General features: G+C 69.5%; 23 protein-coding genes and 3 rRNA genes. 20 read left to right on the top strand and 6 right to left on the bottom strand.

What is annotated here, in order from left to right; genetic code table 11:
- Nucleotides 1–132: 132 nt before the first annotated feature.
- The 3 genes from ACQUSR_RS26395 (at nucleotide 133) to ACQUSR_RS26405 (ending at nucleotide 2,503) form a co-directional block, all read left to right on the top strand.
- Nucleotides 133–1,293: a GAF domain-containing sensor histidine kinase gene (locus tag ACQUSR_RS26395; protein WP_431045105.1), complete on the top strand. Its 1,161-nt coding sequence runs from the start codon at nucleotides 133–135 to the stop codon at nucleotides 1,291–1,293.
- Between the two features lie 175 nt (nucleotides 1,294–1,468).
- Nucleotides 1,469–2,098 carry a response regulator gene (locus ACQUSR_RS26400; protein ID WP_431047853.1) on the top strand — a complete coding sequence of 210 codons (630 nt, stop codon included), beginning with the start codon at nucleotides 1,469–1,471 and terminating at the stop codon, nucleotides 2,096–2,098.
- A 162-nt stretch (nucleotides 2,099–2,260) separates the two neighbouring features.
- Nucleotides 2,261–2,503 carry a chaplin gene (locus tag ACQUSR_RS26405; RefSeq protein ID WP_431045106.1) on the top strand — a complete coding sequence of 81 codons (243 nt, stop codon included), beginning with the start codon at nucleotides 2,261–2,263 and terminating at the stop codon, nucleotides 2,501–2,503.
- Nucleotides 2,504–2,582: 79 nt separating this feature from the next.
- Here the strand turns inward: ACQUSR_RS26405 and ACQUSR_RS26410 are convergent, their stop codons facing one another.
- On the bottom strand, nucleotides 2,583–3,386 hold the full coding sequence (locus tag ACQUSR_RS26410; RefSeq protein WP_431045107.1) for a hypothetical protein: 804 nt from the start codon (nucleotides 3,384–3,386) through the stop codon (nucleotides 2,583–2,585).
- A 109-nt stretch (nucleotides 3,387–3,495) separates the two neighbouring features.
- Here ACQUSR_RS26410 and ACQUSR_RS26415 point away from each other — a divergent pair, with 109 nt between their 5' ends.
- The 3 genes from ACQUSR_RS26415 (at nucleotide 3,496) to ACQUSR_RS26425 (ending at nucleotide 5,894) form a co-directional block, all read left to right on the top strand.
- A complete protein-coding gene (locus ACQUSR_RS26415) occupies nucleotides 3,496–4,290 on the top strand; it encodes an ABC transporter ATP-binding protein (RefSeq protein ID WP_431045108.1) in 795 nt (264 codons plus the stop codon).
- A 138-nt stretch (nucleotides 4,291–4,428) separates the two neighbouring features.
- Nucleotides 4,429–4,851, top strand: a complete 423-nt coding sequence (locus ACQUSR_RS26420) for an NfeD family protein (protein WP_431045109.1) — start codon at nucleotides 4,429–4,431, stop codon at nucleotides 4,849–4,851.
- 107 nt (nucleotides 4,852–4,958) lie between these two features.
- Nucleotides 4,959–5,894, top strand: a complete 936-nt coding sequence (locus ACQUSR_RS26425; RefSeq protein WP_431045110.1) for an SPFH domain-containing protein — start codon at nucleotides 4,959–4,961, stop codon at nucleotides 5,892–5,894.
- A gap of 98 nt (nucleotides 5,895–5,992) precedes the next feature.
- Here ACQUSR_RS26425 and ACQUSR_RS26430 read toward each other — a convergent pair whose 3' ends face one another.
- Both ACQUSR_RS26430 and ACQUSR_RS26435 read right to left on the bottom strand, forming a co-directional pair.
- Complete coding sequence (locus ACQUSR_RS26430; RefSeq protein WP_431045111.1) at nucleotides 5,993–6,499, bottom strand: HNH endonuclease; 507 nt, start codon at nucleotides 6,497–6,499, stop codon at nucleotides 5,993–5,995.
- A 140-nt stretch (nucleotides 6,500–6,639) separates the two neighbouring features.
- Nucleotides 6,640–7,179 (bottom strand): YbhB/YbcL family Raf kinase inhibitor-like protein, encoded by a 540-nt coding sequence (locus ACQUSR_RS26435; RefSeq protein ID WP_431045112.1) that lies wholly within the window; start codon nucleotides 7,177–7,179, stop codon nucleotides 6,640–6,642.
- 83 nt (nucleotides 7,180–7,262) lie between these two features.
- Between ACQUSR_RS26435 and ACQUSR_RS26440 the strand changes: the two genes are divergently transcribed.
- Nucleotides 7,263–7,604, top strand: a complete 342-nt coding sequence (locus ACQUSR_RS26440) for a barstar family protein (protein WP_431045113.1) — start codon at nucleotides 7,263–7,265, stop codon at nucleotides 7,602–7,604.
- A gap of 116 nt (nucleotides 7,605–7,720) precedes the next feature.
- Here the strand turns inward: ACQUSR_RS26440 and ACQUSR_RS26445 are convergent, their stop codons facing one another.
- A complete protein-coding gene (locus ACQUSR_RS26445; protein WP_431045114.1) occupies nucleotides 7,721–8,503 on the bottom strand; it encodes a sporulation protein in 783 nt (260 codons plus the stop codon).
- A gap of 177 nt (nucleotides 8,504–8,680) precedes the next feature.
- On the opposite strand from ACQUSR_RS26445, the gene ACQUSR_RS26450 reads away from it, so the two are divergent.
- From ACQUSR_RS26450 to ACQUSR_RS26475, 6 genes are all read left to right on the top strand, one after another.
- Entirely contained in the window at nucleotides 8,681–9,376 is a 696-nt protein-coding gene (locus ACQUSR_RS26450; protein WP_431045115.1) for a DNA-3-methyladenine glycosylase, read from the top strand.
- A gap of 546 nt (nucleotides 9,377–9,922) precedes the next feature.
- Nucleotides 9,923–11,451 (top strand): 16S ribosomal RNA (locus ACQUSR_RS26455).
- 281 nt (nucleotides 11,452–11,732) lie between these two features.
- Nucleotides 11,733–14,857, top strand: a 23S ribosomal RNA gene (locus ACQUSR_RS26460).
- Nucleotides 14,858–14,962: 105 nt separating this feature from the next.
- Nucleotides 14,963–15,079: ribosomal RNA gene (rrf, locus tag ACQUSR_RS26465) — 5S ribosomal RNA — on the top strand.
- The 16S, 23S and 5S rRNA genes sit together here, the layout of an rRNA operon.
- A gap of 192 nt (nucleotides 15,080–15,271) precedes the next feature.
- Complete coding sequence (locus ACQUSR_RS26470) at nucleotides 15,272–16,213, top strand: hypothetical protein (RefSeq protein ID WP_431045116.1); 942 nt, start codon at nucleotides 15,272–15,274, stop codon at nucleotides 16,211–16,213.
- A complete protein-coding gene (locus ACQUSR_RS26475; RefSeq protein ID WP_431045117.1) occupies nucleotides 16,210–17,061 on the top strand; it encodes a hypothetical protein in 852 nt (283 codons plus the stop codon). The genes ACQUSR_RS26470 and ACQUSR_RS26475 overlap by 4 nt, the downstream gene beginning before the upstream one ends.
- A 118-nt stretch (nucleotides 17,062–17,179) precedes the next feature.
- Here ACQUSR_RS26475 and ACQUSR_RS26480 read toward each other — a convergent pair whose 3' ends face one another.
- Entirely contained in the window at nucleotides 17,180–18,589 is a 1,410-nt protein-coding gene (locus ACQUSR_RS26480; RefSeq protein ID WP_431045118.1) for a DUF1015 family protein, read from the bottom strand.
- A gap of 166 nt (nucleotides 18,590–18,755) precedes the next feature.
- On the opposite strand from ACQUSR_RS26480, the gene ACQUSR_RS26485 reads away from it, so the two are divergent.
- The 4 genes from ACQUSR_RS26485 to ACQUSR_RS26500 all read left to right on the top strand — a co-directional run bounded on the left by ACQUSR_RS26485 (nucleotide 18,756) and on the right by ACQUSR_RS26500 (nucleotide 23,354).
- The gene (locus ACQUSR_RS26485; RefSeq protein WP_431045119.1) at nucleotides 18,756–19,817 is read left to right on the top strand and encodes an HAD hydrolase-like protein; all 1,062 of its coding nucleotides are present in this window, start codon (nucleotides 18,756–18,758) and stop codon (nucleotides 19,815–19,817) included.
- Nucleotides 19,818–20,167: 350 nt separating this feature from the next.
- Entirely contained in the window at nucleotides 20,168–21,220 is a 1,053-nt protein-coding gene (locus ACQUSR_RS26490) for a FecCD family ABC transporter permease (protein WP_431045120.1), read from the top strand.
- The gene (locus ACQUSR_RS26495; RefSeq protein WP_431045121.1) at nucleotides 21,217–22,287 is read left to right on the top strand and encodes a FecCD family ABC transporter permease; all 1,071 of its coding nucleotides are present in this window, start codon (nucleotides 21,217–21,219) and stop codon (nucleotides 22,285–22,287) included. The genes ACQUSR_RS26490 and ACQUSR_RS26495 overlap by 4 nt, the downstream gene beginning before the upstream one ends.
- Before the next feature lie 143 nt (nucleotides 22,288–22,430).
- Nucleotides 22,431–23,354: an ABC transporter ATP-binding protein gene (locus tag ACQUSR_RS26500; protein ID WP_431045122.1), complete on the top strand. Its 924-nt coding sequence runs from the start codon at nucleotides 22,431–22,433 to the stop codon at nucleotides 23,352–23,354.
- 44 nt (nucleotides 23,355–23,398) lie between these two features.
- Here ACQUSR_RS26500 and ACQUSR_RS26505 read toward each other — a convergent pair whose 3' ends face one another.
- Nucleotides 23,399–23,746, bottom strand: a complete 348-nt coding sequence (locus tag ACQUSR_RS26505; RefSeq protein ID WP_431045123.1) for an SCP2 sterol-binding domain-containing protein — start codon at nucleotides 23,744–23,746, stop codon at nucleotides 23,399–23,401.
- Between the two features lie 151 nt (nucleotides 23,747–23,897).
- Between ACQUSR_RS26505 and ACQUSR_RS26510 the strand changes: the two genes are divergently transcribed.
- From ACQUSR_RS26510 to ACQUSR_RS26520, 3 genes are read left to right on the top strand one after another with little or no spacing between them, the layout of a single operon-like run.
- Entirely contained in the window at nucleotides 23,898–24,239 is a 342-nt protein-coding gene (locus ACQUSR_RS26510) for a hypothetical protein (protein ID WP_431047855.1), read from the top strand.
- 7 nt (nucleotides 24,240–24,246) lie between these two features.
- Nucleotides 24,247–25,068, top strand: a complete 822-nt coding sequence (locus ACQUSR_RS26515; protein WP_431045124.1) for a TlyA family RNA methyltransferase — start codon at nucleotides 24,247–24,249, stop codon at nucleotides 25,066–25,068.
- Nucleotides 25,065–26,000 carry an NAD kinase gene (locus tag ACQUSR_RS26520; protein WP_431045125.1) on the top strand — a complete coding sequence of 312 codons (936 nt, stop codon included), beginning with the start codon at nucleotides 25,065–25,067 and terminating at the stop codon, nucleotides 25,998–26,000. Before ACQUSR_RS26515 ends, ACQUSR_RS26520 begins: the two co-directional genes overlap by 4 nt.
- Nucleotides 26,001–26,045: the final 45 nt, after the last annotated feature.

The following is a 26,045-nucleotide window of genomic DNA, read 5'->3' on the forward strand; positions in this document are numbered from 1 at the left end:
TGTGGCCCGCCATCCGGCCCGGCGAAGGGGGTTTCCGGGAACTCGCGGCCCTCCGGCCCTAGGTCGCAGGGCCTAGGCGCGAGCCGACGCGGGCCCGATATCCGCCGGACGGCCCGCCGGTACGGTGATCTTATGAATGCGGTACTGGGCGGTGATCCCGGCGCGGGCCTGGCCTGTGTGAGCAGCGCGCTCCTCGATATGAACCGGCACCTCGAAGTGCGCGACGTCCTCCAGACGATCGTCGTCTCGGCCCGGCAGCTCCTCGACGCCGAGTACGCGGCGCTGGGCGTGCCCGACGATCACGGCGGCTTCGCCCAGTTCGTCGTCGACGGGGTCAGCGAGGAGCAGTGGAAGGCCATCGGCCCGCTGCCCCGCCAGCACGGGATCCTCGCCGCGATGCTCCACGACGCCACGCCACAGCGGCTGGCCGACGTCCGCCAGGACCCCCGCTTCGAGGGCTGGCCCGCCGCACACCCCGATATGTCCGACTTCATCGGGCTGCCCGTCGCCGACGGCGACGAGGTGCTCGGCGCGCTGTTCCTCGCCAACAAGAAGTGCCCCAAGCCCGCGGGGGGCTGCGGCTTCACCGCCCAGGACGAGGAGCTGCTGGGCATCCTCGCCCAGCACGCCGCCATCGCGCTGACCAACGCCCGGCTCTACGAGCGCAGCCGCGAGCTGACCATCGCGGGGGAGCGGGCCCGGCTCGCCAACGAACTGCACGACGCCGTGGCGCAGAAGCTCTTCTCCCTGCGTCTGACCGCACAGGCCGCTGTCGCCCTGGTCGACCGGGACCCGGCCCGCGCCAAGACCGAGCTCCACCAGATCGCGGCGCTCGCCGCGGAGGCCGCCGACGAGCTGCGGGCCGCGGTCGTCGAGCTGCGCCCCGCGGCCCTCGACGAGGACGGCCTCATCGCGACCCTGCGCACCCAGATCCACGTACTCGACCGCGCCCACACCGCCCGTGTCACCTTCGCCGCCCACGGCGTGCGGGCGCTGCCCGCGGCCCAGGAGGAGGCGCTGCTGCGAGTGGCCCAGGAGGCCCTGCACAACGCGCTGCGGCACTCCGGCGCCGGGCGCGTCGAGGTGACCCTGACCCGTCAGGGGGACGGCGGTGCCCTGCTGCGGGTGGCCGACGACGGCAGCGGATTCGACCCGTCCGCCACCCGGCGCGCGGGTCGGCACCTGGGCCTGGTGTCGATGCGGGACCGAGCCGGCGGGGTCGGTGGCAGGCTCAGGGTGGACTCGGCGCCCGGCAAGGGGACGCTGATCGAGATGGAGGTGCCCGGTGGCTGAACCACCAGAGGAAGAGGCGACGCGAAGCGGGTCCCCCCGGGGACACCGCCTGGGAGCACCTCCTGGGGGCACCTCCGAGCGGCCGCGCTGGGGGAGGAGTCCGGGGGAAGCCGCGCAGGGGAAGGAGCCCGGGAGAGTCTCGCCGGAAGGGCGGTGGCGGGCGACGGGTGGGAGGATCCGGGTCCTGCTCGTCGACGACCACCAGGTCGTACGGCGCGGACTGCGGACCTTCCTGGAGGTCCAGGACGACATCGAGGTCGTGGGCGAGGCGGCCGACGGCGACGAGGGCGTCACCCGCGCCCAGGAGCTGCGGCCCGACGTGATCCTCATGGATGTGAAGATGCCCGGCACCGACGGCATCGAGGCGCTGCGCAGACTGCGCGAGGCGGACAACCCGGCCCGGGTGCTGGTCGTGACCAGCTTCACCGAGCAGCGCACCGTCATCCCCGCGCTGCGCGCGGGCGCCGCCGGCTACGTCTACAAGGACGTGGACCCCGACGCCCTCGCCGGCGCCATCCGGTCCGTACACGCCGGGCATGTGCTGCTCCAGCCCGAGGTCGCCGGAGCGCTGCTGTCCCAGGAGGAGTCGGGCGGCGGCGGAGGCCGCGGCGGCACGCTCACCGAGCGGGAGCGCGAGGTGCTCGCGCTGATCGCGGACGGACGCTCCAACCGGGAGATCGCCCGCGCGCTGGTGCTCTCCGAGAAGACCGTCAAGACGCACGTGTCCAACATCCTGATGAAGCTCGACCTCGCGGACCGCACCCAGGCGGCGCTGTGGGCGGTACGGCACGGCATCGGGGCATGACGGACCGATCGGTCACGGGCGTTCCATCACGTCATGTGCCGAGCAGAGATTCATACCGTCGGGTGTATGTCACCCGATCAGCGCAACCTCGGAGGTCTCCGCCCGTTTTCCAGTGCGTGCTGCGGCGATTGCCACAGCATCACGCTAGAAGGGTTTGACCAAGTGAAGAACATCAAGAAGCTCGCGGCCGTCGCCATCGCGGCGGGTGGACTCGCCATCGCCGGTGCCGGCGTCGCCTCCGCCGCCGGGGGCGCCACGGCGCAGGGCGGAGCCACCGGCTCCCCGGGCGTCGTCTCGGGCAACGACATCCAGGTGCCGATCAGCGGCCCGGTGGACGTGTGCGGTAACAACGTCGACGCGATCGAGCTCCTCGACTTCGACTCCGCGCCCAACTGCGGTCGCTGATCCGCACCTGGCTCTTCACAGCCGAACGGCAGGCCCCGCGCGTCTCTCGACCGCGGGGCCTCGCCGCGTCCGGCGGCCCTCAGCCCTCGCCGCGGCGGCGTTCCCGTTCCTCCACATAGGCGTTGTACGCGGCCACCTGTGCCCGGCGCGCGGTCCGCTCCACCGGCCGCAGGACCTCCGCGCGCGCCGCGATCTCCGACGCGCTCACCGCGGCGCCGTGCTCCCGGCCACCGGCCCCCCGCGCGATGCCGATCAGCGCGCCGACCCGCTGGGCGAGCTCCAGCACCCGGATCGCCCGCGGCGGATAGCCCGGCGCCAGCACCTCGCGCCCGCGCTCGGCCCGCGCCCGGTACGCGTCGAGCGCGGCCTGCGCGACCGGCCCCGCCCCGGCCACGTTCAACCGGGAGAGCACATCGGTCGCCTCCCGCAGCGCCTCCGCCAGCTCTCGCTCGGCCTCACCCAGCGACGGCACATCGGCGGGCGGCGCCTCACGCACCGGCAGACAGCGCCACACCACCTCCACATGCCGGTCGCCCTCCGGACCCGCCTGGAACACCTCCGGCACCAGCCCCAGCGACACGCCCGACGCGAGCACCGCCTCACCCGCCTCCAGCGCCCGCGCGTTGAACTCCGGCGGACCGCTCAGCCCCAGCGGGTGGCCCGGCGCCGGGAGCGCCACCCGCAGTCCGGTGGCGCCCAGCACCCTCAGCCGGCCGAGGGCCAGCGTCAGACCGACCGGCGCCGACTCCCCGGGCAGATCGGCGACGCGGTGCGTTGAATCACCGCCCGCGATCCGGTGAGCGGCCTCATCGGGCGAGACAAGTCCGGCAATAAGGGAATTTCCCCATGCGGCGAGGCGTCCTGAGCGAGGTTCGTCGAGCATGCCCCCAGCCTAGGGACTGGCACCGACACCACGTGGCGTAGGTTTTCCCTGGGGGCTGCGCCTACCGGCGCAAGCGACATTCGAGACTGCAATGGGAGACAACGCGCTCATGAGCGATGTTCTGGAGCTGGTGGACGTATCCGTGGTCCGCGAAGGCCGGGCTCTGGTGGACCAGGTCTCCTGGTCGGTCGCCGAAGGGGAGCGCTGGGTGATCCTCGGCCCCAACGGCGCCGGCAAGACCACCCTCCTCAACGTCGCGTCCAGCTATCTCTTCCCGACCAGCGGTACCGCGCAGATCCTCGGGGAGAAGCTCGGCGGAGTCGACGTGTTCGAGCTGCGCCCGCGCATCGGCATGGCGGGCATCGCCATGGCCGACAAGCTGCCGCGCAGCCAGACCGTGCTGCAGACCGTGCTCACCGCCGCCTACGGCATGACCGCGCACTGGCACGAGGACTACGAGGCCGTCGACGAGGAGCGCGCCCGCGCCTTCCTCGACCGGCTCGGCATGACCGACTACCTGGACCGCAAGTTCGGCACCCTCTCCGAGGGCGAGCGCAAGCGCACCCTGATCGCCCGCGCCATGATGACCGACCCCGAGCTGCTGCTCCTGGACGAGCCGGCCGCCGGTCTCGACCTCGGCGGCCGCGAGGACCTCGTACGGCGGCTCGGCCGGCTCGCCCGCGACCCGTACGCCCCCTCCATGATCATGGTCACCCACCATGTCGAGGAGATCGCCCCCGGCTTCACCCACGTCCTCATGATCCGGCAGGGCAAGGTGCTCGCCGCCGGCCCGGTCGAGACCGAGCTGACCTCGCGCAACCTCTCCCTGTGCTTCGGCCTGCCGCTGGTCGTCTCGCGCAACGGCGACCGCTGGAGCGCGCAGGGGCTGCCGCTCGGCAAGTGACGGGCCGGCCCCGGGCCGGGAGGCGCGGGGCGCCCGCCGGATACGAGCGGGGGCCTGTCGTCCCGCCGGGCACCGGCGCTCGGCGGCCTGTCGGCCCGCGCCCTGTCCCCCGTACACCGCGCGAACTACCATGACCATGTGGACGCATGGGTGTGGTGGCTGATCGCCGCTGGAGGACTGGGGATTCCGCTCGTGCTGACCGCGATGCCCGAATTCGGGATGGTCGCGGTCGGCTCCGTCGCCGCCGCCCTCACCGACGCGCTCGGCGGCGGACTCGTGCTGCAGACGGTGGTCTTCGCCGTCGTGTCGGTCGCGCTGATCGCCGTCGTACGCCCGATGGCCAACCGCAGCCGCCGTCGGCCCCCCGAACTCGTCAGCGGCGTCGAAGCGCTGAAGGGCCGCCAGGCGGTCGTCCTGGAACGGGTGGACGGCGCCAGCGGCCGGATCAAACTCGCGGGCGAGATCTGGTCCGCCCGCGCCCTCGACACCGATCAGGCATACGAACCCGGACAGCAGGTCGACGTCGTCGACATCGACGGAGCCACGGCCGTGGTCATGTAACCCCGTCAGGCTGCGCCGGACACCGGTTATCTGAAAGACTTCAACATCATCGTTCCGAAGACCGAGAGTCCTGACCGACAGAAGCACGAAGGGCACGGGGAGCCGCTGTGGGAATCATCATCGTCCTGATCATCCTGGTGGTGCTCGTCTTCATCGCACTCATCAAGACGATCCAGGTCATCCCGCAGGCCAGCGCGGCCATCGTGGAGCGCTTCGGGCGCTACACCCGCACCCTCAACGCCGGCCTCAACATCGTCGTACCGTTCATCGACTCCGTCCGCAACCGCGTCGACCTGCGGGAACAGGTCGTGCCGTTCCCGCCGCAGCCGGTGATCACCCAGGACAACCTGGTCGTCAACATCGACACGGTCATCTACTACCAGGTGACCGACGCACGCGCCGCGACCTACGAGGTCGCCAGCTTCATCCAGGCCATCGAGCAGCTGACCGTCACCACGCTGCGCAACATCATCGGCGGCATGGACCTGGAACGGACCCTCACCTCCCGCGAGGAGATCAACGCCGCCCTGCGCGGCGTCCTGGACGAGGCCACCGGCAAGTGGGGCATCCGCGTCAACCGCGTCGAACTCAAGGCCATCGAGCCCCCGACCTCCATCCAGGACTCGATGGAGAAGCAGATGCGCGCCGACCGTGACAAGCGCGCCGCGATCCTCCAAGCCGAAGGCGTCCGGCAGTCCGAGATCCTGCGCGCCGAGGGCGAGAAGCAGTCCGCGATCCTGCGGGCCGAAGGTGAGGCCAAGGCCGCCGCGCTGCGCGCCGAGGGCGAGGCCCAGGCGATCCGCACGGTCTTCGAGTCCATCCACGCCGGAGACCCCGACCAGAAGCTGCTGTCGTACCAGTACCTGCAGATGCTGCCGAAGATCGCCGAAGGCGACGCCAACAAGCTCTGGATCGTGCCCAGCGAGATCGGCGACGCGCTCAAGGGACTCGGCGGCGCCATCGGGAACTTCGGCCCCATGGGCGGCGGCTCCAGCTCCCCCAAGGAAGCGGCACCGCGCCGCGAGCAGCCCAGGATCGACTGACCCGGCACCACCACCGGCACCACGAGCTGCCGCCCGCGCCCACGGCGCGAGCGGCAGCTCATCTCATGTCAGGCGTCATGCCAGGCGGTGGGGGCGCCTCAGGCCGCGGGCAGTGTCAGCCAGTCCGGGAGGTCCCGGGCGGCCGACGCGTCCAGCGCGAGCAGCAGCGCGTCCGAAGGAGTCGGCTCGAACGGGGCGTTGAGCAACCGCATCCCCGCCTGCTCCGGAGTCCGGTCCGCCTTGCGGTGGTTGTCCTCCGCGCAGGACGCGACCGTGTTCAGCCAGGTGTCACCGCCCCCGTGCGACCGGGGCACCACGTGGTCCACGGTCGTCGCCCTGCGGCCGCAGTACGCGCACCGGTGCCGGTCCCGGACCAGCACACCGCGCCGCGACCACGGCGCCTGTCTTCGGAACGGAACCCGTACGTACCGGCACAGCCGGATCACCCGCGGCAGCGGCACATCGACCGCCGAAGCCCGCACCCGGAGCCGGGGATGCGCCTGCTCGACGACGGCCTTGTCCTGCAGGACCAGCACCACCGCACGTCGCAGCGTCACCGTCGACAGCGGCTCGAAACTCGCATTGAGCACCAGCGTCTCGCGCACCCGGACCACCTCCCGCACACCGGCGCACCGGCCCGCTCCGGACGGGCGGGCCGGGATCAACTCTGGCGTGGCGCAGGTGCGACGACAACGCAATTTCAGCGGCGCGGACCGGACCCGGAAGCCCGTCCGCGCCGCCGGTCTCACGCCCCGGCCGGCGTCTCGTACTCAGCGATCACGTTCGCCCTGGCCAGCGTGTGGAAGCGCAGATGGAAACCGACGACCGCGGGCGAAGCGTCCGCGTCCGGCCCCAGCTTCTCGCTGTCCACGGCGTAGACGGTGAACACGTAACGGTGCGGCCCGTCACCGGGCGGCGGCGCGGCACCACCGAAGTCCCGCGTCCCGTAGTCGTTCCGGACGTGCACGGCACCCTTCGGCAGCCCCTTGAACCCCTCGCTCCCCGCCCCGGCCGGCAGTTCCGTCACCGACGCCGGGATGTCGAACAGCACCCAGTGCCAGAAGCCGCTGCCCGTCGGCGCGTCCGGATCGAAGCACGTGACGGCGAAGCTCTTCGTCGCCTCCGGAAAACCCTCCCACCGCAGATGCGGGGACGTGTTCCCCTTCGCGTACACCTGGGCGGCGTTCAGCGTGCCTTCGTGCTCCACATCCTCACTCCGCGCCGAGAAGGACGGCACCGGGGGATGGAAGTCGTGGGGGAGCGGACGCCGGTTCTGCTGTGACACCTGGAAACCTCCTGCTGCTCGTACGAGACGCATGCGCCGCCAGCCTAGCCAGCGACGGCCGCCCGGTCTGGGACGATGCGTGCATGACCACACCGGCGCCCCGCCCCCGCCCGTACACGGCCGTCCTGCACCTTGACGGCGTGTCAGACAAGGCCGCCTTCCTCGACCGGTGCGCCCGCGATCTGCGGCTCCCCGACTGGTTCGGCCGCAACTGGGACGCCCTCGCCGACTGCCTGACCGACCTGTCCTGGTGGGGCGAGCCCACCGGATACCTGCTGCGCGTCCAGGGCTGGGCCGCGTTCCGCGCGGCCGATCCCGCCGCCGCCGAGACCGCCGCCGAGATCCTCACCGAGGCCGCCGACTACTGGACCCGGAACGGGACCCCGTTCACCGTCGTGTACGACACCGAAGACGGCGAGACATGACAGGCGGGGGTCACGACAGGCGAGAAAGGACAGGCGAGACATGACAAAGGGCGTGCGCGGACCACGGGTCCGCGCACGCCCTCCGATCAGGGCGGCCGGTCAGAACCGGCCGCGGGTCAGAGCCAGTTGCGCTTGCCGCCGACCTCGGCCAGCCACTGGTTCAGGTACGCGGCCCAGTCGGTGCTCTGGAACGAGGCCAGGTTGACGGTGAACGCGCGGTACGAGTCGCTGCCCTCGGTGAACAGCCCCGGCTTCTTGTCCATCTCCAGCACCACGTCCATCTCACGGTCGTCCGCGATGAACGTGACCTCGACCTGGTTCAGCCCGCGGTACTGCTCCGGCGCGTAGAACTCGATCTCCTGGTAGAACGGCAGCCGCTGCCGGGTGCCGCGGATGTGCCCGCGCTCCAGGTCCGCGCTCTTGAACCGGAAGCCCAGCGAGCCGAAGGCGTCCAGAAGGGCCTGCTGCGCCGGCAGCGGGTGCACGTTGACCGGGTCCAGGTCACCGGAGTCCACGGCGCGCGCGATCGCCAGCTCCGTCGTCACACCCACGTTCATCCCGGTCAGGTGCCGGCCCATGAACATCGTGATCGGGGTCTCCCACGGGACCTCCAGCGCGAACTGCACGGCGTGCACCGCACCCGCCTGCACCTCGAACGCGCCGCCGAGCTGCTGCCGGGTGAACTCGACGTCCTGCTTGTACTCCTGGTCGTTGCCCTCGACCTCGACCCGCGCCTGCAGACCGACGGACAGTCCCTCGATCTGCTGCGCGACGGACCCGCCCTGGATGCGGACCTCGCCCTGCACGACACCGCCCGGCACGACGTTCTCCTCGGTCAGCACAGTCTCGACCGAGGCGCCACCGGCACCCAGACTCGCGAGCAGCTTCTTGAAGCCCATGTTCTTCCTCTCCAGGACACGACCACTGATTGATCTGCGGGTCCGCACGTGAACCGTTGACCGGTAGAAACGCGGAACGACGGCAGACGGTTCCGTATCTACCCTTCCAGCCGACCGGGCCCCGCACCAACAGCGGTACCGGTCTGCCGGTGATCTGTTGCACTACGCTCGAATCCCGTGACCGTGGCATCCGACCGTACGCCGCTCGACCGGAGCTTCTTCGACCGCCCCGTACTGGAGGTCGCCCCCGATCTGCTCGGGCGCGTCCTGGTGCGCCAGACCCTGCACGGCCCGATCGAGGTGCGCCTGACAGAGGTGGAGGCGTACGCGGGCGAGGCCGATCCGGGCTCCCACGCTTACCGCGGCCGCACCGAGCGCAACGCCGTGATGTTCGGGCCTCCCGGCCACGCGTACGTCTACTTCACCTACGGCATGTGGCACTGCCTGAACCTGGTCTGCGGCCCGGAGGGCTCGGCGAGCGGTGTGCTGCTGCGCGCGGGGGAGATCACTCGCGGCGCGGACCTGGCCCGGGCGCGCCGCGCCACCGCCCGCGGCGATCACGAGCTGGCCAAGGGCCCGGCGCGACTGGCCACGGCCCTCGAAGTGGACCGGCTGCTGAACGGCACTGATGTCTGCGGTGGGCAGGGAGCCGGGCACGAGGCCGCGATGCGGATCCTCGCGGGCGATCCGGTTCCTTCCGCGGACGTGCTGCGCGGCCCGCGAACCGGCGTCGGAGGAGACGGCGCGAACCACCCCTGGCGCTTCTGGATCGCGGGCGACCGGACGGTCAGCCCGTACCGGGCCCACACCCCGCGCCGCCGCGGCCCGACGCGCCGTCAGGCCGAACTTGACTCGGGACGGCGAGACGCCTAACGTAGCCCGAGCCGCTTGAGACGGGCAGCACGGATGACGTGACCTTTCGTGGTCCACTTCTCCACAGCCCCAGGCGGCAACCCACTACTTGCGAAATCCCTCATCGGGGTCTCCTTCCGCTGCGTCTTTTGGCGTGCCGGAATTCTGACCCGGAAGGCTCGATTGGGAGCCCGGTGAGAAATCCGCTAAAGTAGTGGACACGCCGGAAGGCGCGAAAGACCCCGCTCCAACAGGGGAATCCGGAAACGGACCAGAACGGAAACGGACTGGAAATCGGATCTGGTAAGGTTGGAAACGCAAGACCGAAGGGAAGCGCCCGGAGGAAAGCCCGAGAGGGAATCCGAAGGAAGCGTCCGTTCCTTGAGAACTCAACAGCGTGCCAAAAGTCAACGCCAGATATGTTGATACCCCGTCTCCGAACCTGATGGTTTGGGACGAGGTTCCTTTGAAGAAACACAAACACAGCGAGGACGCTGTGAACTACTGGGATTATTCCTCCCGGTGGTTCCGCTCAACGCGAGTGTGCATCCCGATTACGGGAAAACATTCACGGAGAGTTTGATCCTGGCTCAGGACGAACGCTGGCGGCGTGCTTAACACATGCAAGTCGAACGATGAACCCGCTTCGGTGGGGGATTAGTGGCGAACGGGTGAGTAACACGTGGGCAATCTGCCCTGCACTCTGGGACAAGCCCTGGAAACGGGGTCTAATACCGGATACGACCACTTGAGGCATCTCATGGTGGTGGAAAGCTCCGGCGGTGCAGGATGAGCCCGCGGCCTATCAGCTTGTTGGTGGGGTGATGGCCTACCAAGGCGACGACGGGTAGCCGGCCTGAGAGGGCGACCGGCCACACTGGGACTGAGACACGGCCCAGACTCCTACGGGAGGCAGCAGTGGGGAATATTGCACAATGGGCGAAAGCCTGATGCAGCGACGCCGCGTGAGGGATGACGGCCTTCGGGTTGTAAACCTCTTTCAGCAGGGAAGAAGCGCAAGTGACGGTACCTGCAGAAGAAGCGCCGGCTAACTACGTGCCAGCAGCCGCGGTAATACGTAGGGCGCGAGCGTTGTCCGGAATTATTGGGCGTAAAGAGCTCGTAGGCGGCTTGTTGCGTCGGATGTGAAAGCCCGGGGCTTAACCCCGGGTCTGCATTCGATACGGGCAGGCTAGAGTTCGGTAGGGGAGATCGGAATTCCTGGTGTAGCGGTGAAATGCGCAGATATCAGGAGGAACACCGGTGGCGAAGGCGGATCTCTGGGCCGATACTGACGCTGAGGAGCGAAAGCGTGGGGAGCGAACAGGATTAGATACCCTGGTAGTCCACGCCGTAAACGTTGGGAACTAGGTGTGGGCGACATTCCACGTTGTCCGTGCCGCAGCTAACGCATTAAGTTCCCCGCCTGGGGAGTACGGCCGCAAGGCTAAAACTCAAAGGAATTGACGGGGGCCCGCACAAGCGGCGGAGCATGTGGCTTAATTCGACGCAACGCGAAGAACCTTACCAAGGCTTGACATACACCGGAAACGGCCAGAGATGGTCGCCCCCTTGTGGTCGGTGTACAGGTGGTGCATGGCTGTCGTCAGCTCGTGTCGTGAGATGTTGGGTTAAGTCCCGCAACGAGCGCAACCCTTGTTCTGTGTTGCCAGCATGCCTTTCGGGGTGATGGGGACTCACAGGAGACTGCCGGGGTCAACTCGGAGGAAGGTGGGGACGACGTCAAGTCATCATGCCCCTTATGTCTTGGGCTGCACACGTGCTACAATGGCCGGTACAATGAGCTGCGATACCGTGAGGTGGAGCGAATCTCAAAAAGCCGGTCTCAGTTCGGATTGGGGTCTGCAACTCGACCCCATGAAGTCGGAGTCGCTAGTAATCGCAGATCAGCATTGCTGCGGTGAATACGTTCCCGGGCCTTGTACACACCGCCCGTCACGTCACGAAAGTCGGTAACACCCGAAGCCGGTGGCCCAACCCCTTGTGGGAGGGAGTCGTCGAAGGTGGGACTGGCGATTGGGACGAAGTCGTAACAAGGTAGCCGTACCGGAAGGTGCGGCTGGATCACCTCCTTTCTAAGGAGCATATGGCCGACTGCGAGCGAATGTCTCGCACGGTTAGCTCATGGGTGGAACGTTGACTACTCGGCACGGTTTTGATTCTTCCTGTTAGTACTGCTTCGGCGTGGAACACAGTGAAGGGGATGGATCGTGTCGGGCACGCTGTTGGGTGTCTGAGGGTGCGAGCGTTGCTCGGCCTTCGGTACGCCGGCCCCAGTGAACTCTGCACGGTAGGTGTGGGGGTGATGGGTGGCTGGTCGTTGCTTGAGAACTGCACAGTGGACGCGAGCATCTGTGGCCAAGTTTTTAAGGGCGCACGGTGGATGCCTTGGCACCAGGAACCGATGAAGGACGTGGGAGGCCACGATAGGCCCCGGGGAGCTGTCAACCGAGCTTTGATCCGGGGGTGTCCGAATGGGGAAACCCGGCAGTCGTCATGGGCTGTCACCCATACCTGAACACATAGGGTATGTGGAGGGAACGCGGGGAAGTGAAACATCTCAGTACCCGCAGGAAGAGAAAACAACCGTGATTCCGGGAGTAGTGGCGAGCGAAACTGGATGAGGCTAAACCGTATGTGTGTGATACCCGGCAGGGGTTGCGCATGCGGGGTTGTGGGAGTGAGCTTTCATGGTCTGCCGGCCATGAGGCGAGTCAGAAACCGTTGATGTAGGCGAAGGGCATGCGAAAGGCCCGGCGTAGAGGGTAAGACCCCCGTAGCTGAAACATTAGCGGCTTGCTTGCTTATTTCCCAAGTAGCACGGGGCCCGAGAAATCCCGTGTGAATCTGGCGGGACCACCCGCTAAGCCTAAATATTCCCTGGTGACCGATAGCGGATAGTACCGTGAGGGAATGGTGAAAAGTACCGCGGGAGCGGAGTGAAATAGTACCTGAAACCGTGTGCCTACAAGCCGTGGGAGCGTCGCCGTGTTCTTTGGAGCACGGTCGTGACTGCGTGCCTTTTGAAGAATGAGCCTGCGAGTTTGCGGTGTGTTGCGAGGTTAACCCGTGTGGGGAAGCCGTAGCGAAAGCGAGTCCGAATAGGGCGGTTTAGTAGCGCGCTCAAGACCCGAAGCGGAGTGATCTAGCCATGGGCAGGTTGAAGCGGAGGTAAGACTTCGTGGAGGACCGAACCCACCAGGGTTGAAAACCTGGGGGATGACCTGTGGTTAGGGGTGAAAGGCCAATCAAACTCCGTGATAGCTGGTTCTCCCCGAAATGCATTTAGGTGCAGCGTCGTGTGTTTCTTGCCGGAGGTAGAGCACTGGATAGGCGATGGGCCCTACCGGGTTACTGACCTTAGCCAAACTCCGAATGCCGGTAAGTGAGAGCGCGGCAGTGAGACTGTGGGGGATAAGCTCCATGGTCGAGAGGGAAACAGCCCAGAGCATCGACTAAGGCCCCTAAGCGTACGCTAAGTGGGAAAGGATGTGGAGTCGCAGAGACAACCAGGAGGTTGGCTTAGAAGCAGCCACCCTTGAAAGAGTGCGTAATAGCTCACTGGTCAAGTGATTCCGCGCCGACAATGTAGCGGGGCTCAAGCGTACCGCCGAAGTCGTGTCATTGCAGTACATACCCCCAACGGGGACTGTGATGGGTAGGGGAGCGTCGTGTGCCGGGTGAAGCAGCGCCGGAAGGTAGTTGTGGACGGTTCACGAGTGAGAATGCAGGCATGAGTAGCGATACAAACGTGAGAAACGTTTGCGCCGATTGACTAAGGGTTCCTGGGTCAAGCTGATCTGCCCAGGGTAAGTCGGGACCTAAGGCGAGGCCGACAGGCGTAGTCGATGGACAACCGGTTGATATTCCGGTACCCGCTTTGAAGCGCCAAACATTGAATCAGGCGATGCTAAGTCCGTGAAGCCGCCTTTGATCTCTTCGGAGTGATGGGGAGTGGTGGAGCCGACGGACCAGACTTGTAGTAGGTGAGTGATGGGGTGACGCAGGAAGGTAGTCCAGCCCGGGCGGTGGTTGTCCCGGGGTAAGGGTGTAGCCCGAGAGATAGGCAAATCCGTCTCTCATACAAGGGTGAGACCTGATGCCGAGCCGATTGTGGTGAAGTGGATGATCCTATGCTGTCGAGAAAAGCCTCTAGCGAGTTTCATGGCGGCCCGTACCCTAAACCGACTCAGGTGGTCAGGTAGAGAATACCGAGGCGTTCGGGTGAACTATGGTTAAGGAACTCGGCAAAATGCCCCCGTAACTTCGGGAGAAGGGGGGCCATTTCCGGTGATGGAATTTACTTCCTGAGCTGGGGGTGGCCGCAGAGACCAGCGAGAAGCGACTGTTTACTAAAAACACAGGTCCGTGCGAAGCCGTAAGGCGATGTATACGGACTGACGCCTGCCCGGTGCTGGAACGTTAAGGGGACCGGTTAGCTCCATTTCGGTGGGGCGAAGCTGAGAACTTAAGCGCCAGTAAACGGCGGTGGTAACTATAACCATCCTAAGGTAGCGAAATTCCTTGTCGGGTAAGTTCCGACCTGCACGAATGGCGTAACGACTTCTCGACTGTCTCAACCATAGGCCCGGTGAAATTGCATTACGAGTAAAGATGCTCGTTTCGCGCAGCAGGACGGAAAGACCCCGGGACCTTTACTATAGCTTGATATTGGTGTTCGGTTCGGCTTGTGTAGGATAGGTGGGAGACTGTGAAGCATGCACGCCAGTGTGTGTGGAGTCGTCGTTGAAATACCACTCTGGTCGTGCTGGATGTCTAACCTGGGTCCGTGATCCGGATCAGGGACAGTGTCTGGTGGGTAGTTTAACTGGGGCGGTTGCCTCCTAAAGGGTAACGGAGGCGCCCAAAGGTTCCCTCAGCCTGGTTGGCAATCAGGTGTTGAGTGTAAGTGCACAAGGGAGCTTGACTGTGAGACCGACGGGTCGAGCAGGGACGAAAGTCGGGACTAGTGATCCGGCGGTGGCTTGTGGAAGCGCCGTCGCTCAACGGATAAAAGGTACCCCGGGGATAACAGGCTGATCTTCCCCAAGAGTCCATATCGACGGGATGGTTTGGCACCTCGATGTCGGCTCGTCGCATCCTGGGGCTGGAGTCGGTCCCAAGGGTTGGGCTGTTCGCCCATTAAAGCGGTACGCGAGCTGGGTTTAGAACGTCGTGAGACAGTTCGGTCCCTATCCGCTGTGCGCGTAGGAATATTGAGAAGGGCTGTCCCTAGTACGAGAGGACCGGGACGGACGAACCTCTGGTGTGCCAGTTGTTCTGCCAAGGGCATGGCTGGTTGGCTACGTTCGGGAGGGATAACCGCTGAAAGCATCTAAGCGGGAAGCCTGCTTCGAGATGAGTATTCCCACCTCCTTGAGAGGGTAAGGCTCCCAGTAGACGACTGGGTTGATAGGCCAGATATGGAAGCCGGGTAACCGGTGGAGTTGACTGGTACTAATAGGCCGAGGGCTTGTCCTCAGTTGCTCGCGTCCACTGTGTGGTTCCCGGGTTGCGAACAGTCGCACCGGTCGAACCAGTATCTTCAATTGAAGAGTGTGCTTGTTCGCTCGAACCCGATAGGGTTTCGGTGGTTATTGCGTTAGGGAAACGCCCGGTTACATTCCGAACCCGGAAGCTAAGCCTTTCAGCGCCGATGGTACTGCAGGGGGGACCCTGTGGGAGAGTAGGACGCCGCCGAACAATCTTTCAGGACCCTTGGTCCCAGCGTGCATGCTGGGACCAAGGGTCCTTTTTTGTTTTGCTGAAGCGCGCCGGTAAACCAGGTGCGAGAATGACTGCGGTACCTCATGACAGGAGTCACGTCGATGTCCCCCAACTCCCCCGACGACAGGCCGGAGCGCGAGCCCCGGCGCCGTGACGGCGGCGACCGGCGTGACTTCCGAAGCTCAGGCCGCCGCCCCGATGACCGTCCGCGTGGTCCGCGGCGTGATGACGACGAGCGCGGTGGACGGTCCGGTGGCTACGGCCGCCGTGATGATCGGCCGTCGTTCCGTCGTGACGACCGTCGCGATGAGCGTCGTGACGACCGGCCCGCGTTCCGCCGTGATGACCGCCCGCGTGGTCCGCGTCGCGACGACCGCGATGGCGGTTTCCGGCAGGACCGCGACCGGGACGACCGTCCGCGTTTCCGGAGTGATGACCGTGATCGCGGTCCGCGTCGCGACGACGACCGCGGTGGTTTCCGTCGTGATGACCGTCGCGATGAGCGCCGTGACGACCGGCGCGACGACCGGCCTCGTGGCCCCCGCCGTGACGACGACCGTGGCTCCCGCCCCGGCGGTGGCTATGGCCGTCGTGATGATCGGCCGTCGTTCCGTCGTGACGACCGTCGTGACGACCGCCGTGACGAGCGTCGTGATGATCGGCCGTCGTTCCGTCGTGACGACCGTCGCGATGAGCGTCGTGATGACCGGCCCGCGTTCCGGCGTGACGAGCGCCGCGACGACCGGCCTTCGTTCGGCCGTGACGACCGTCGGGATGACCGGCCCGCGTTCCGGCGTGACGAGCGTCGCGACGACCGGCCTTCCTTCCGCCGCGACGAGCGTCGTGACGACCGGCGTGATGACCGTCGTGACGAGCGGCCGCGTGGTCCCCGCCGTGATGACCGTGACGGCGGCTTCCGGGGTCGGGACGACCGCGGGCCGCGCCGTCCGTACGGGCAGGGACGCGGCCGTGACGACCGTGAGCGGTCTGGCGGGTACGGGCGCCGCGACGGGCGGACCGACCGTCCCGGCGGGTACGGGCGGCGCGATGACCGCGACCGCGACCGGGACCGCGAGCCCGTCAAGCGGCTGCCGATTCCCGAGGACGTGACCGGCCAGGAGATCGACAAGGACGTCCGGCAGGAGCTGCTGAGCCTGCCGAAGACCCTCGCCGAGGATGTCGCCCGCAACCTCGTCATGGTCGCCAAGCTGCTGGACGAGGACCCCGAGCAGGCGTACGGCTACTCGCGGGTCGCGCTGCGGCTCGCTTCCCGGGTCGCCGCCGTCCGCGAGGCGGCCGGCTTCGCCTCGTACGCCGTGGGGAAGTACTCGGAGGCGCTGGCGGAGTTCCGCGCCGCGCGTCGTATGACGGGTTCCGTGGAGCTGTGGCCCGTGATGGCGGACTGCGAGCGTGGCATGGGCCGCCCCGAGCGTGCCCTGGCCATGGCCGGTGAGCCGGAGGTGCAGAAGCTGGACCGGGCCGGTCAGGTCGAGATGCGGCTGGTCGCCGCCGGTGCCCGGCGGGACATGGGGCAGGCCGATGCCGCGGTCGTGACGCTCCAGAGCTCCGAACTGGCGTCGAGCTCCGTCCAGCCGTGGACTGCGCGGCTGCGGTACGCGTACGCGGACGCGCTGCTCGCCGTCGGCCGTGAGGACGAGGCGCGTGAGTGGTTCGCGAAGGCCCTTGAGGCGGACCAGGGTGGGACGACGGACGCCTCGGACCGGCTCGCGGAGCTGGACGGCGTGGAGTTCGTCGACGCGCTGATGCCGGAGGGTGAGAGCGCGCCCGAGAGCGAAAGCGCGCCCGCGGACGACGACGCTGAGGACGACACCGAGGACGATGCCGGGGCTGCCGCGGACCGTGACGAGCGCGATGACGATGAGCAGGATGAGCGTGCCGGGCAGGCCGAGCAGGAGGACAAGGACGAGCAGCGCGCGGACGACGGCGCCGACAGCTGATCGCTGATCGTTGACGGGCGGCCGTAGTCGCCGCACGGCACACGTGAGGGCGGAACCCCGGCCGGGGTTCCGCCCTCACGCGTACGTCTCACACGTACGCCTCACCCGAAGCGTCGTGTCAGTTCAGGGTCAGGCTGCGCAGCACCAGGCCCGTGGCGGGCTTCGGTCCGAACGACGTCGACTTGTGCGGCATGGCGACGCCCTGCCGCGCCAGCTCGTGGACGACGTCCTCGGACACCGGGCGCATCAGCACCGCCGTACCGCCGTGCCGTTCCGTCTGCGCCACGGCCGCCGCCGCGTCGTGGATGTAGCCGATGTGCTCCGGGGCGTCGGGGACCTGCCACACGTGATCCAGGAGCACGGAGTGCAGGACCGTCGCGTCCAGCGTGCGCCAGGCCTCCGGGCGTTCGGCCGGAACCGTACGGGCGAGCAGCCCCGGGTCCGGGCGGTCGAGGAGGTGGAAGCCGCCCTCCCCGGCCAGAAGGAACGCGTTCGAGGGGGCGGTGCCGGAGCCGGTGCCGCCGGCCGGGCGCTCCGCCGCCGCTTCCAGCGCGGCCTCGTCGAGTGCGGCCAGCGCGCGGGGCAGCGGGCCCTCCACCGTCCGTACGCGGAACGCGTCCCCCAGCGCGGCGAGCGCGGTGGCGACCGGCAGCCGGTGCAGGAGCCGGTGGATCGCGCGCACCTGCAAGGGGTAGCGGGCGGTGTCGACCAGAAGCACCAGGCCGTAGTCCCAGGGGCCCGGGTCCCGGCGTTCCGCGCGCAGCCGCAGATACGTCGCCCAGCGGTGGTGGCCGTCGGCGATGAGGGCCTGCCGGTGGGAGAGGTCGGTGGTGATCTCGGTGAGCTCGGCGGGGTCGGTCACGCGCCACAGCCGGTGCTCGAAGCCGTCCTCCGTGGTGGTGGACAGCAGCGGCGGGCGGGTGGCGGTGGCCTCGATGACCCGCGCCGCGCCGTGCGCGGGCGGGGAGCTGGTGAGGGGCTCGACCCGGTTGCCGTCGTGGGCCGCGTTCCCCTCGCCGGTCGCGTTGCTGCCGCCGTTGCCGTTTCCGTTGCCCCGGTAGGCGAGCAGCAGAGGGTCGAGGTTGGCGCCGGTGGCGCGCATGAGAGCGGCCCGGTCCTCGACGACGTGCGGCATGACGTCCTCGTGGGGCAGGACCACGCCCTCCTCTCTGGGGCTCAGCAGCAGGGCGCCGATCAGCCCGCGCTGCAGGATGTCGCCTCTTCGCTGCTCGTACACGTACAGCGCGGGGTCCGGGTCGGGTGCGAGGACGCCCTCGTCCTGCCAGCGGCGCAGGGTCTCTGCGGCCTGCCGGTGCCGGTCGGCCGGGGTGTCGGCCTGGGGCAGGATGAGCCGGACGATGTTGTGAGGGTCGGAGGTCTCCAGTTCGCGCAGTCCGTCGGGCCGTACGACGACGTCGTACGGCGGGGACGTGACGGCGGCGAGACTGCCGACCCGCTCCGGGACGTACCGCAGACCCCGGAAGGGAAGGAGCTGTAGGCCTTTCCCGACGTGCCCTGGAGTGCTCATTGGGGCATGTTATGTCGTCGGTGGCGCACACCGGTGCCGGGGCTGGAAAGGGCCGCATCGAACAGGCCGCATGCCACCCGGCGCGGGGCATGGGCGATGATCGGGGGACGAGCCCGTGACGGTTCCACCGCCGACACGAATCCCACCGCTAAGGAGCGGCACCCTGATGAACGAGACGGTCCGGAACCGGCCCGACGGCAGCGCGCGGCCGTTGAGCGAGGCGTACGACACCGCGCTGCTGGACCTGGACGGTGTGGTGTACGCGGGCGGCGAGGCCATCGCGCACGCCGTCGAGTCGCTGGGTGCCGCGCGGGCCGAGGGCATGCACCTGGCGTACGTGACGAACAACGCGCTGCGCACCCCGGAGGCGGTCGCCGCGCATCTGACCGAACTCGGGGTGCCCGCCGCGCCCGCCGATGTGATCACTTCCGCGCAGGCCGTGGCCCGGCTGATCGCCGAGCAGGTGCCGGCCGGGGCGCGGGTGCTGGTGATCGGCGGCGAGGGGCTGCGGGTCGCACTGTGCGAGCGCGGGCTGGAGCCGGTGGAGTCGGCGGACGACGACCCCGCCGCGGTGGTGCAGGGGTACGGGGGCCCCGAACTGCCCTGGGGGCGGCTGGCGGAGGCGTCGTACGCGGTGGCACGCGGCGTGCCGTGGTTCGCCTCCAACACCGACCTGACGATCCCCAGCGCCCGGGGCATCGCCCCGGGCAACGGCGCGGCGGTGGAGGTCGTACGGATCGCCACCGGCGCCACCCCGCAGGTGGCGGGCAAGCCGCTGCCGCCGATGCACCGGGAGACGATCCTGCGGACCGGGGCGCGGCGGCCGCTGGTGGTGGGGGACCGGCTGGACACCGACATCGAGGGCGCGTACGCGGGCGGGGTCGACTCCCTGCTGGTGCTGACCGGAGTGACGACGGCGGCGCAGCTGCTCGCCGCGGAGCCCCGGCATCGGCCGACGTATGTGGCGGCCGACCTGCGGGGGCTGCTGACCGGGCAGCCGGAGGTGGCGCCGGCAGGGGAGGCGGCGTCGTCGGAGGGCGGGCGGCGCGGCGGGTTCCGGTGCGGCGGCTGGGTGGCCGCGGTGGACGGGGACGCGCTCGTGCTGGACGGCGAAGGGGACGATCCGCTGGACGGGCTGCGCGCGCTGTGCGCGGCGGCGTGGACGGCCGCGGGCGACGGGGCGTGCGGTGCGGACGCGGGCAAGGCGCTGGCGCGGCTTGGCTTGTGAGGCTGTCAACGGCCGCGGGCTGGGGCTGCGAGAGGCGGCGGCCGCGGCTGGGCCTGTGAGAGGCGGCGTCAGTGGCAGCCGCCGGGCCTGGAGGCGGCATCGGCGGCTGCGGCCGGTCCTGTGAGGCGGTGTCAGCGGGCGCGGGCCGGGGCTGCGCGGCCCGGCCCGTCTCCGCGTCTCGCGTGCTGAGGCTTCGTCATCGGCCCTGGTGAGGCGGCCGGCCACGGCGGTCGGTGCCTGGCGCCCGCGCCTGGCGGGGGCGCGGTGCCCCAGCCGCAGAGGCCAGTAAGTCTTAGGCTAGCCTGACCTAAGTTCTTGCTCGATGGTGCTGCTGCGAGGTGGAGTTCCGCGTGTCCTTGGTCAGTCCCGAACGCACCGGGGCCGTGGCAGCGCCCGCGCCACCCGCCGCGCCGCGCACCAGGCGCCGCGCCGCCGGGCTCCTCGTCTCCCTCGGCGTGCTGGCGCTGGCGGCCGCGGCGAGCATCGCGGTCGGTTCGAAGCCGATCCCGCTGGACCAGGTGTGGCATGGCCTGTTCCACTACACCGGGGACAAGACCGATGTGGTGATCCGGGACGTACGGCTGCCCCGCACCCTGCTCGGGCTGCTCGTCGGCATGGGGCTGGGCCTGGCCGGCGCGGTGATGCAGGCCCTCACCCGCAACCCGCTCGCCGACCCCGGACTGATGGGTGTCAACGCGGGCGCCTCCGCCGCCGTCGTGTCGGCGATCAGCTTCCTCGGCGTCACCTCGCTGACGGGGTACGTGTGGTTCGCCTTCCTCGGCGCGGCGGTCGCCTCGGTGCTGGTGTTCGCGCTCGGCGGCAGCCGGGGCGCGACGCCCGTACGGCTGGCGCTCGCCGGTTCGGCGGTGTACTCCGCGCTGTACGGATACGTCTACGCCGTTCAGCTGATGGACTCCGCGGCGCTGGACAGGATGCGCTTCTGGACGGTCGGTTCGCTCGCCTCGGCGAACATGACGGTCGTCCAGCAGGTGGCGCCGTTCCTCCTGGTCGGCCTGGTCCTCGCGCTCGCGCTCGGCCGCCCGCTGAACGCCCTCGGCCTCGGCGACGACACCGCCCGCGCGCTCGGCGCCCGACTGGGCCGCACCCGGGTGCTCGCCATGATCGCGACCACTCTGCTGTGCGGAGCCGCGACGGCCGCCTGTGGGCCGATCGCCTTCGTCGGACTGATGGTGCCGCACATGGTGCGCACCATCACCGGGCCCGATCTGCGCTGGATCATGCCCTACGCCGCCGTTCTCTCGCCCGTGCTGCTGCTCGTCTCCGACGTCATCGGGCGCGTCGTGAGCCGCCCCGCAGAGTTGCAGGTCGGCGTGGTCACGACGCTCATCGGCGGCCCTGTCTTCATCTACCTCGTACGCCGCCGAAGGATGGCCCAGCTGTGAACGCGAGTACGGACCGGACCACGGTGCGCGGGACGCGCGGGGTGACGCTGCGCGTCCGCGGCGGGCTGTCGGTGCGGGTGGACACCCGCGCGGTGGTCGTGGGGTTCCTGCTGGCCGCCATCGCCCTGACCATGAGCGTGGTGCTGATCGGGACCGGCGACTTCGCCATACCGCCCGCCGATGTCATCGACACCCTGTTCGGCGGCGGCACCGTGGCGCAGGACTTCATCGTCAACGAACTACGGCTGCCGCGGGTGCTGGTGGGCCTGCTGGTCGGCGTCGCGCTCGGACTCTCCGGCGCCCTGTTCCAGAGCAACACCCGCAACCCGCTGGGCAGCCCCGACATGATCGGCCTCGGCCAGGGCACGGCGGCCGGGGCGCTCACCGTCATCGTGCTGTTCCAGGGCGGTCCGCTCGCGGTCGCGGGCGGGTCGGTCGTCGGCGGCCTGCTGACCGGGATCGCCATCTACGCCCTGGCCTGGCGGCGCGGCGTGCACGGCTACCGGCTGGTCCTCGTCGGCATCGGCGTCAGCGCCGTCCTCAGCGCCGCCAACAGCTATCTGCTGACCAAGGCGGACCTGCTCGACGCCACCCGGGCGCTGGTATGGGTGACCGGGTCGCTCAACGGCCGCGACTGGGAGCAGGTGTGGCCGCTCGCCGGCACCTGCGCGCTGCTCCTCCCCGTGGTGTTCGGCCACGCGCGTGCGCTGCGGATGATGGAGATGGGCGACGACAGCGCCTTCGCCCTCGGGGTGCGCGTGGAGCGGACCCGGCTCGTGCTGATGCTGGCCGCCGTCCTGCTGATGACCGCGGCGACCGCCGCGGCCGGGCCCATCGCGTTCGTGGCGCTCGTGGCGCCCCAGGTGGCCCGCAGGCTGACGAAGTCCCCCGGCCCCAACCTGCTGCCCTCGGCGCTGACCGGTGCCGCGCTGCTGATCACCGCCGACTGGGCCTCGCAGCGGGCCTTCGGCGCCGACCAACTGCCGGTCGGCGTGCTCACCGGCGTCCTCGGCGGCGGCTATCTGCTGTGGTTGCTGGCCACCGAGCGCCGGGCGGGCCGGATATGACCGACGCCCGCGCGCGCACGCCGTCGACCGTCCCTGTGCCCCGGTCCTCGACCGGCCCCATGCCCCGGCCCGCGTCCGTGACCGGCCCCACGCCCGCGTCCTCGACCAGCTCCACGCCCCACGACAAGGACAACCGACCGCCCGTGCCTGCCACCCACGCCTCGCGCCAGCGCCTGACCGCCGAGGGGCTCACCCTCGCCTACGACGGCCGTACGGTCGCCGAAGACCTGTCCGTGACCATCCCCGACCACTCCTTCACGGTGATCGTCGGGCCCAACGCCTGCGGCAAGTCGACCCTGCTGCGCGCCCTGTCCCGGATGCTCAGGCCCGCGGCCGGCTCCGTGCTGCTCGACGGCCAGGCCATCGGCAGCCTGCCCGCCAAGAAGGTCGCCCGCACCCTCGGGCTGCTTCCGCAGTCCTCCATCGCGCCGGACGGGATCACCGTCGCCGACCTGGTGGCGCGCGGCCGCTACCCGCACCAGGGGCTGCTGCGCCAGTGGTCGGAGACCGACGAGCGGATCGTGTACGAGTCGATGGCGGCCACCGGCGTCGCCGAACTCGGCGACCGCTACGTCGACGAACTCTCCGGCGGCCAGCGCCAGCGGGTGTGGATCGCCATGGCCATCGCCCAGCAGACCCCGCTGCTGCTCCTCGACGAGCCCACCACCTACCTCGACATCCAGCACCAGATCGACGTCCTGGACCTGTGCGCGCAGCTCCACGAGGAGCAGGGCCGCACCCTCGTCGCCGTGCTGCACGACCTCAACCATGCCGCCCGCTACGCCACCCACCTCATCGCCATGCGCGGTGGCCGGGTCGTCGCCGAAGGCGCACCCGAGACGGTCGTGACGGCCGAGCTGGTGGCGGAGGTCTTCGGAATACGGTGCCAGGTGATCGACGACCCCGAGACCGGGACCCCCCTGGTGGTGCCCGCGGCCCCCAGGCGGCGCGCCCAGGCGGTGGCCGGCAAGCCCGTGGCGGTCACCGAGACCGTGGCGGTCACCGAGACCGTGGCGGTCACCGAGACCGCGGCGGCCACCAAGGCGGCGGAGGCCACGTCGTCGTGAGCGGCGTGCCTGTCGTAAGCCGCGCGCTGTCGTGAGCGGCGCGCCTACAGCAGCTTCCGCAGCCGCAGCAGGTCCCGCAGGCCCGCCTCCAGCTTGACCCGCCCGCTCGCCCACGCGCGGGCGAAGTTCAGCTGCCCGCCGACCAGCGCGACCAGGTCGTCACCGGTCATCGTCAGCCGGATCTCCGCCTTGCCCGGCGGCGGCCCGGGCACCGCGGTCACGTCAGCGAGCCGACCGCCGGCGAGCCGACCCACGAACGTGGTGTCGAGGTCGGTGATGCGGCAGCTGAGCGAGCGGTCGAGGGCGGCGGCGCTGCGCAGATCGCCGTCCGCCCCCGAGAGGTTCTCCGCCAGCCGGTCGAGCGCGTCCCGGCACTCCTCGATGGTCGCCATGGTCACCGACCGTACCCCAGGGCGCCAGCGCGGCCTCGCCCAGACTCCCCCCCAGCGCGGCTGCTGGGAGGTGCCCCCAGAGGTGCCCCCAGGCGGTGCCCCCAGCCGGAGTACGCCCGGTTCGCGATAGCGTCGGCACATGACCGATCCGATGCCGGACACGCCACCGCGGGCTGGAGCCGGGACCGAGCCCAAGCCCGAGCCTGGGCCGGTGCCAGCGGCTGAGCCCGGAACCGAGGCCGGTCCCGGGCCCGACCCCGGGGCCGGGCTTGATCCCGAGGCATCCGCCCCGCTCGGCGTCGTCCGCACCCCCACCGGGAACCCGCGCGTGGACGCCGAGCTGGACCGGCTGGCCGATGCCGATCACCTCGCCGCCGCGGGCCACCTGGAGGTGTACGAGGATGTGCACCGGGGCCTGCGGGAGACGCTGGCCGCGCTCGACCGGCGCCCCGGCCCCCCCGCCCCCTCCACCCCGTACGACATCAGGAGCTGAACCGCACGTGGCAGCGAACCGCAGCCAGCGCAGACGACTCGACGCGGAGCTGGTCCGCCGCAAGCTGGCCCGTTCCCGCGAGCACGCGAGCCAGCTGATCGTCGCGGGACGGGTCACCGTCGGCGGGACGACCGCCACCAAGGCCGCCACACAGGTCGAGACCAGCGCCGCCATCGTCGTCGCCAAGGACGACAGCGACCCCGAGTACGTCTCCCGCGGCGGCCACAAACTCGCGGGCGCGCTCGCCGCCTTCACCCCGCTGGGGCTGCGCGTCGCCGGGCGGCGCGCGCTGGACGCCGGCGCCTCCACCGGCGGCTTCACCGACGTCCTCCTGCGCGCGGGCGCCGCCTGCGTGGTCGCCGTCGACGTCGGCTACGGACAGCTCGCCTGGTCCCTGCAGAGCGACGAGCGGGTCGTCGTCAAGGACCGCACCAACGTCCGCGAACTGACCCTGGAGCACATCGACGGGCAGCCGGTCGACCTGATCGTCGGCGACCTGTCCTTCATCCCGCTCGGCCTCGTGCTGCCCGCGCTGGTGCGCTGCGCCGCGCCCGACGCCGATCTGGTGCTCATGGTCAAGCCGCAGTTCGAGGTCGGCAAGGAACGGCTGGGCAGCGGCGGCGTGGTGCGCAGCCCCGAACTGCGCGCCGAGGCCGTGCGGACCGTCGCCGGCCACGCGGCCGCCCTCGGGCTCGGTGTGCTCGGCGTCACCGCCAGCCCACTGCCCGGTCCCTCGGGCAACGTCGAGTACTTTCTGTGGATGCGCGCCGGGGCGCCGGCACTGGACCCGGCGGATGTCGACCGTGCAGTGGCGGAGGGGCCTCGTTGACCACTACAGAAGCAGCATCAGCATCAGCAGCGGCGTCGGACGCACGTCGCACCGTGTTCCTGCTCGCGCACACCGGCCGCCCGGCGGCCGTGCGCAGCGCCGAGCTGGTCGTCCAAGGCCTGCTGCGCAGCGGGATCGGGGTGCGGGTACTCGCCGCGGAGGCCGCGGACCTGCCGCTGCCGGAGGCGGTGGAACTGGTCGACGGCGGCCCCGGCGTCCTCGACGGCTGCGAGCTGCTGGTCGTCCTCGGCGGCGACGGGACGCTGCTGCGGGGCGCCGAGTACTCCCGCTCGTCCGGGGTGCCGCTGCTCGGCGTCAACCTCGGCCGGGTCGGCTTCCTCGCCGAGGCGGAGCGCGACGACCTCGACAAGGTCGTCCACCGGGTCGTCACCCGTTCCTACGAGGTCGAGGAGCGCATGACCCTCGACGTCCTCGTGCGCAACAACGGGGAGATCGTGCACACCGACTGGGCGCTGAACGAGGCGTCCGTGGAGAAGGCCGCCCGCGAGCGGATGCTGGAGGTCGTCACCGAGGTCGACGGCCGCCCCGTCTCCCGCTTCGGCGGCGACGGCGTCGTATGCGCCACCCCGACCGGCTCCACCGCCTACGCCTTCTCGGCCGGCGGCCCTGTGGTGTGGCCGGAGGTCGAGGCGCTGCTGATGGTGCCGATCAGCGCGCACGCGCTGTTCGCCAAGCCGCTGGTGACGGCGCCCGATTCGGTGCTGGCGGTGGAGGTCCAGCCGCAGACCCCGCACGGGGTGCTGTGGTGCGACGGGCGGCGGACCGTCGAACTGTCCGCGGGCGCACGGGTGGAGGTGCGGCGCGGCGCGGTGCCCGTACGGCTCGCCCGCCTGCACCACGCGTCGTTCACCGACCGGCTGGTCGCCAAGTTCGCTCTCCCCGTCGCCGGCTGGCGCGGCGCCCCGCACTGACGCCTGGCGGCGGGCTGACCGGGAACGGGGCGCCCCGTTCGCGGG

Source organism: Streptomyces sp. P1-3, assembly GCF_050613155.1.
GTDB lineage: Bacteria > Actinomycetota > Actinomycetes > Streptomycetales > Streptomycetaceae > Streptomyces.

What these genes read in the sequence shown, in the direction of transcription:
- ACQUSR_RS26485 (WP_431045119.1), top strand. Translation starts at nt 18,756, where the DNA reads ATGAACGAGACGGTCCGGAACCGGCCCGACGGCAGCGCGCGGCCGTTG.
- ACQUSR_RS26510 (WP_431047855.1), top strand. Translation starts at nt 23,898, where the DNA reads ATGCCGGACACGCCACCGCGGGCTGGAGCCGGGACCGAGCCCAAGCCC.
- ACQUSR_RS26445 (WP_431045114.1), bottom strand. Translation starts at nt 8,503, where the DNA reads ATGGGCTTCAAGAAGCTGCTCGCGAGTCTGGGTGCCGGTGGCGCCTCG.
- ACQUSR_RS26410 (WP_431045107.1), bottom strand. Translation starts at nt 3,386, where the DNA reads ATGCTCGACGAACCTCGCTCAGGACGCCTCGCCGCATGGGGAAATTCC.
- ACQUSR_RS26505 (WP_431045123.1), bottom strand. Translation starts at nt 23,746, where the DNA reads ATGGCGACCATCGAGGAGTGCCGGGACGCGCTCGACCGGCTGGCGGAG.
- ACQUSR_RS26440 (WP_431045113.1), top strand. Translation starts at nt 7,263, where the DNA reads ATGACCACACCGGCGCCCCGCCCCCGCCCGTACACGGCCGTCCTGCAC.
- ACQUSR_RS26415 (WP_431045108.1), top strand. Translation starts at nt 3,496, where the DNA reads ATGAGCGATGTTCTGGAGCTGGTGGACGTATCCGTGGTCCGCGAAGGC.
- ACQUSR_RS26480 (WP_431045118.1), bottom strand. Translation starts at nt 18,589, where the DNA reads ATGAGCACTCCAGGGCACGTCGGGAAAGGCCTACAGCTCCTTCCCTTC.
- ACQUSR_RS26395 (WP_431045105.1), top strand. Translation starts at nt 133, where the DNA reads ATGAATGCGGTACTGGGCGGTGATCCCGGCGCGGGCCTGGCCTGTGTG.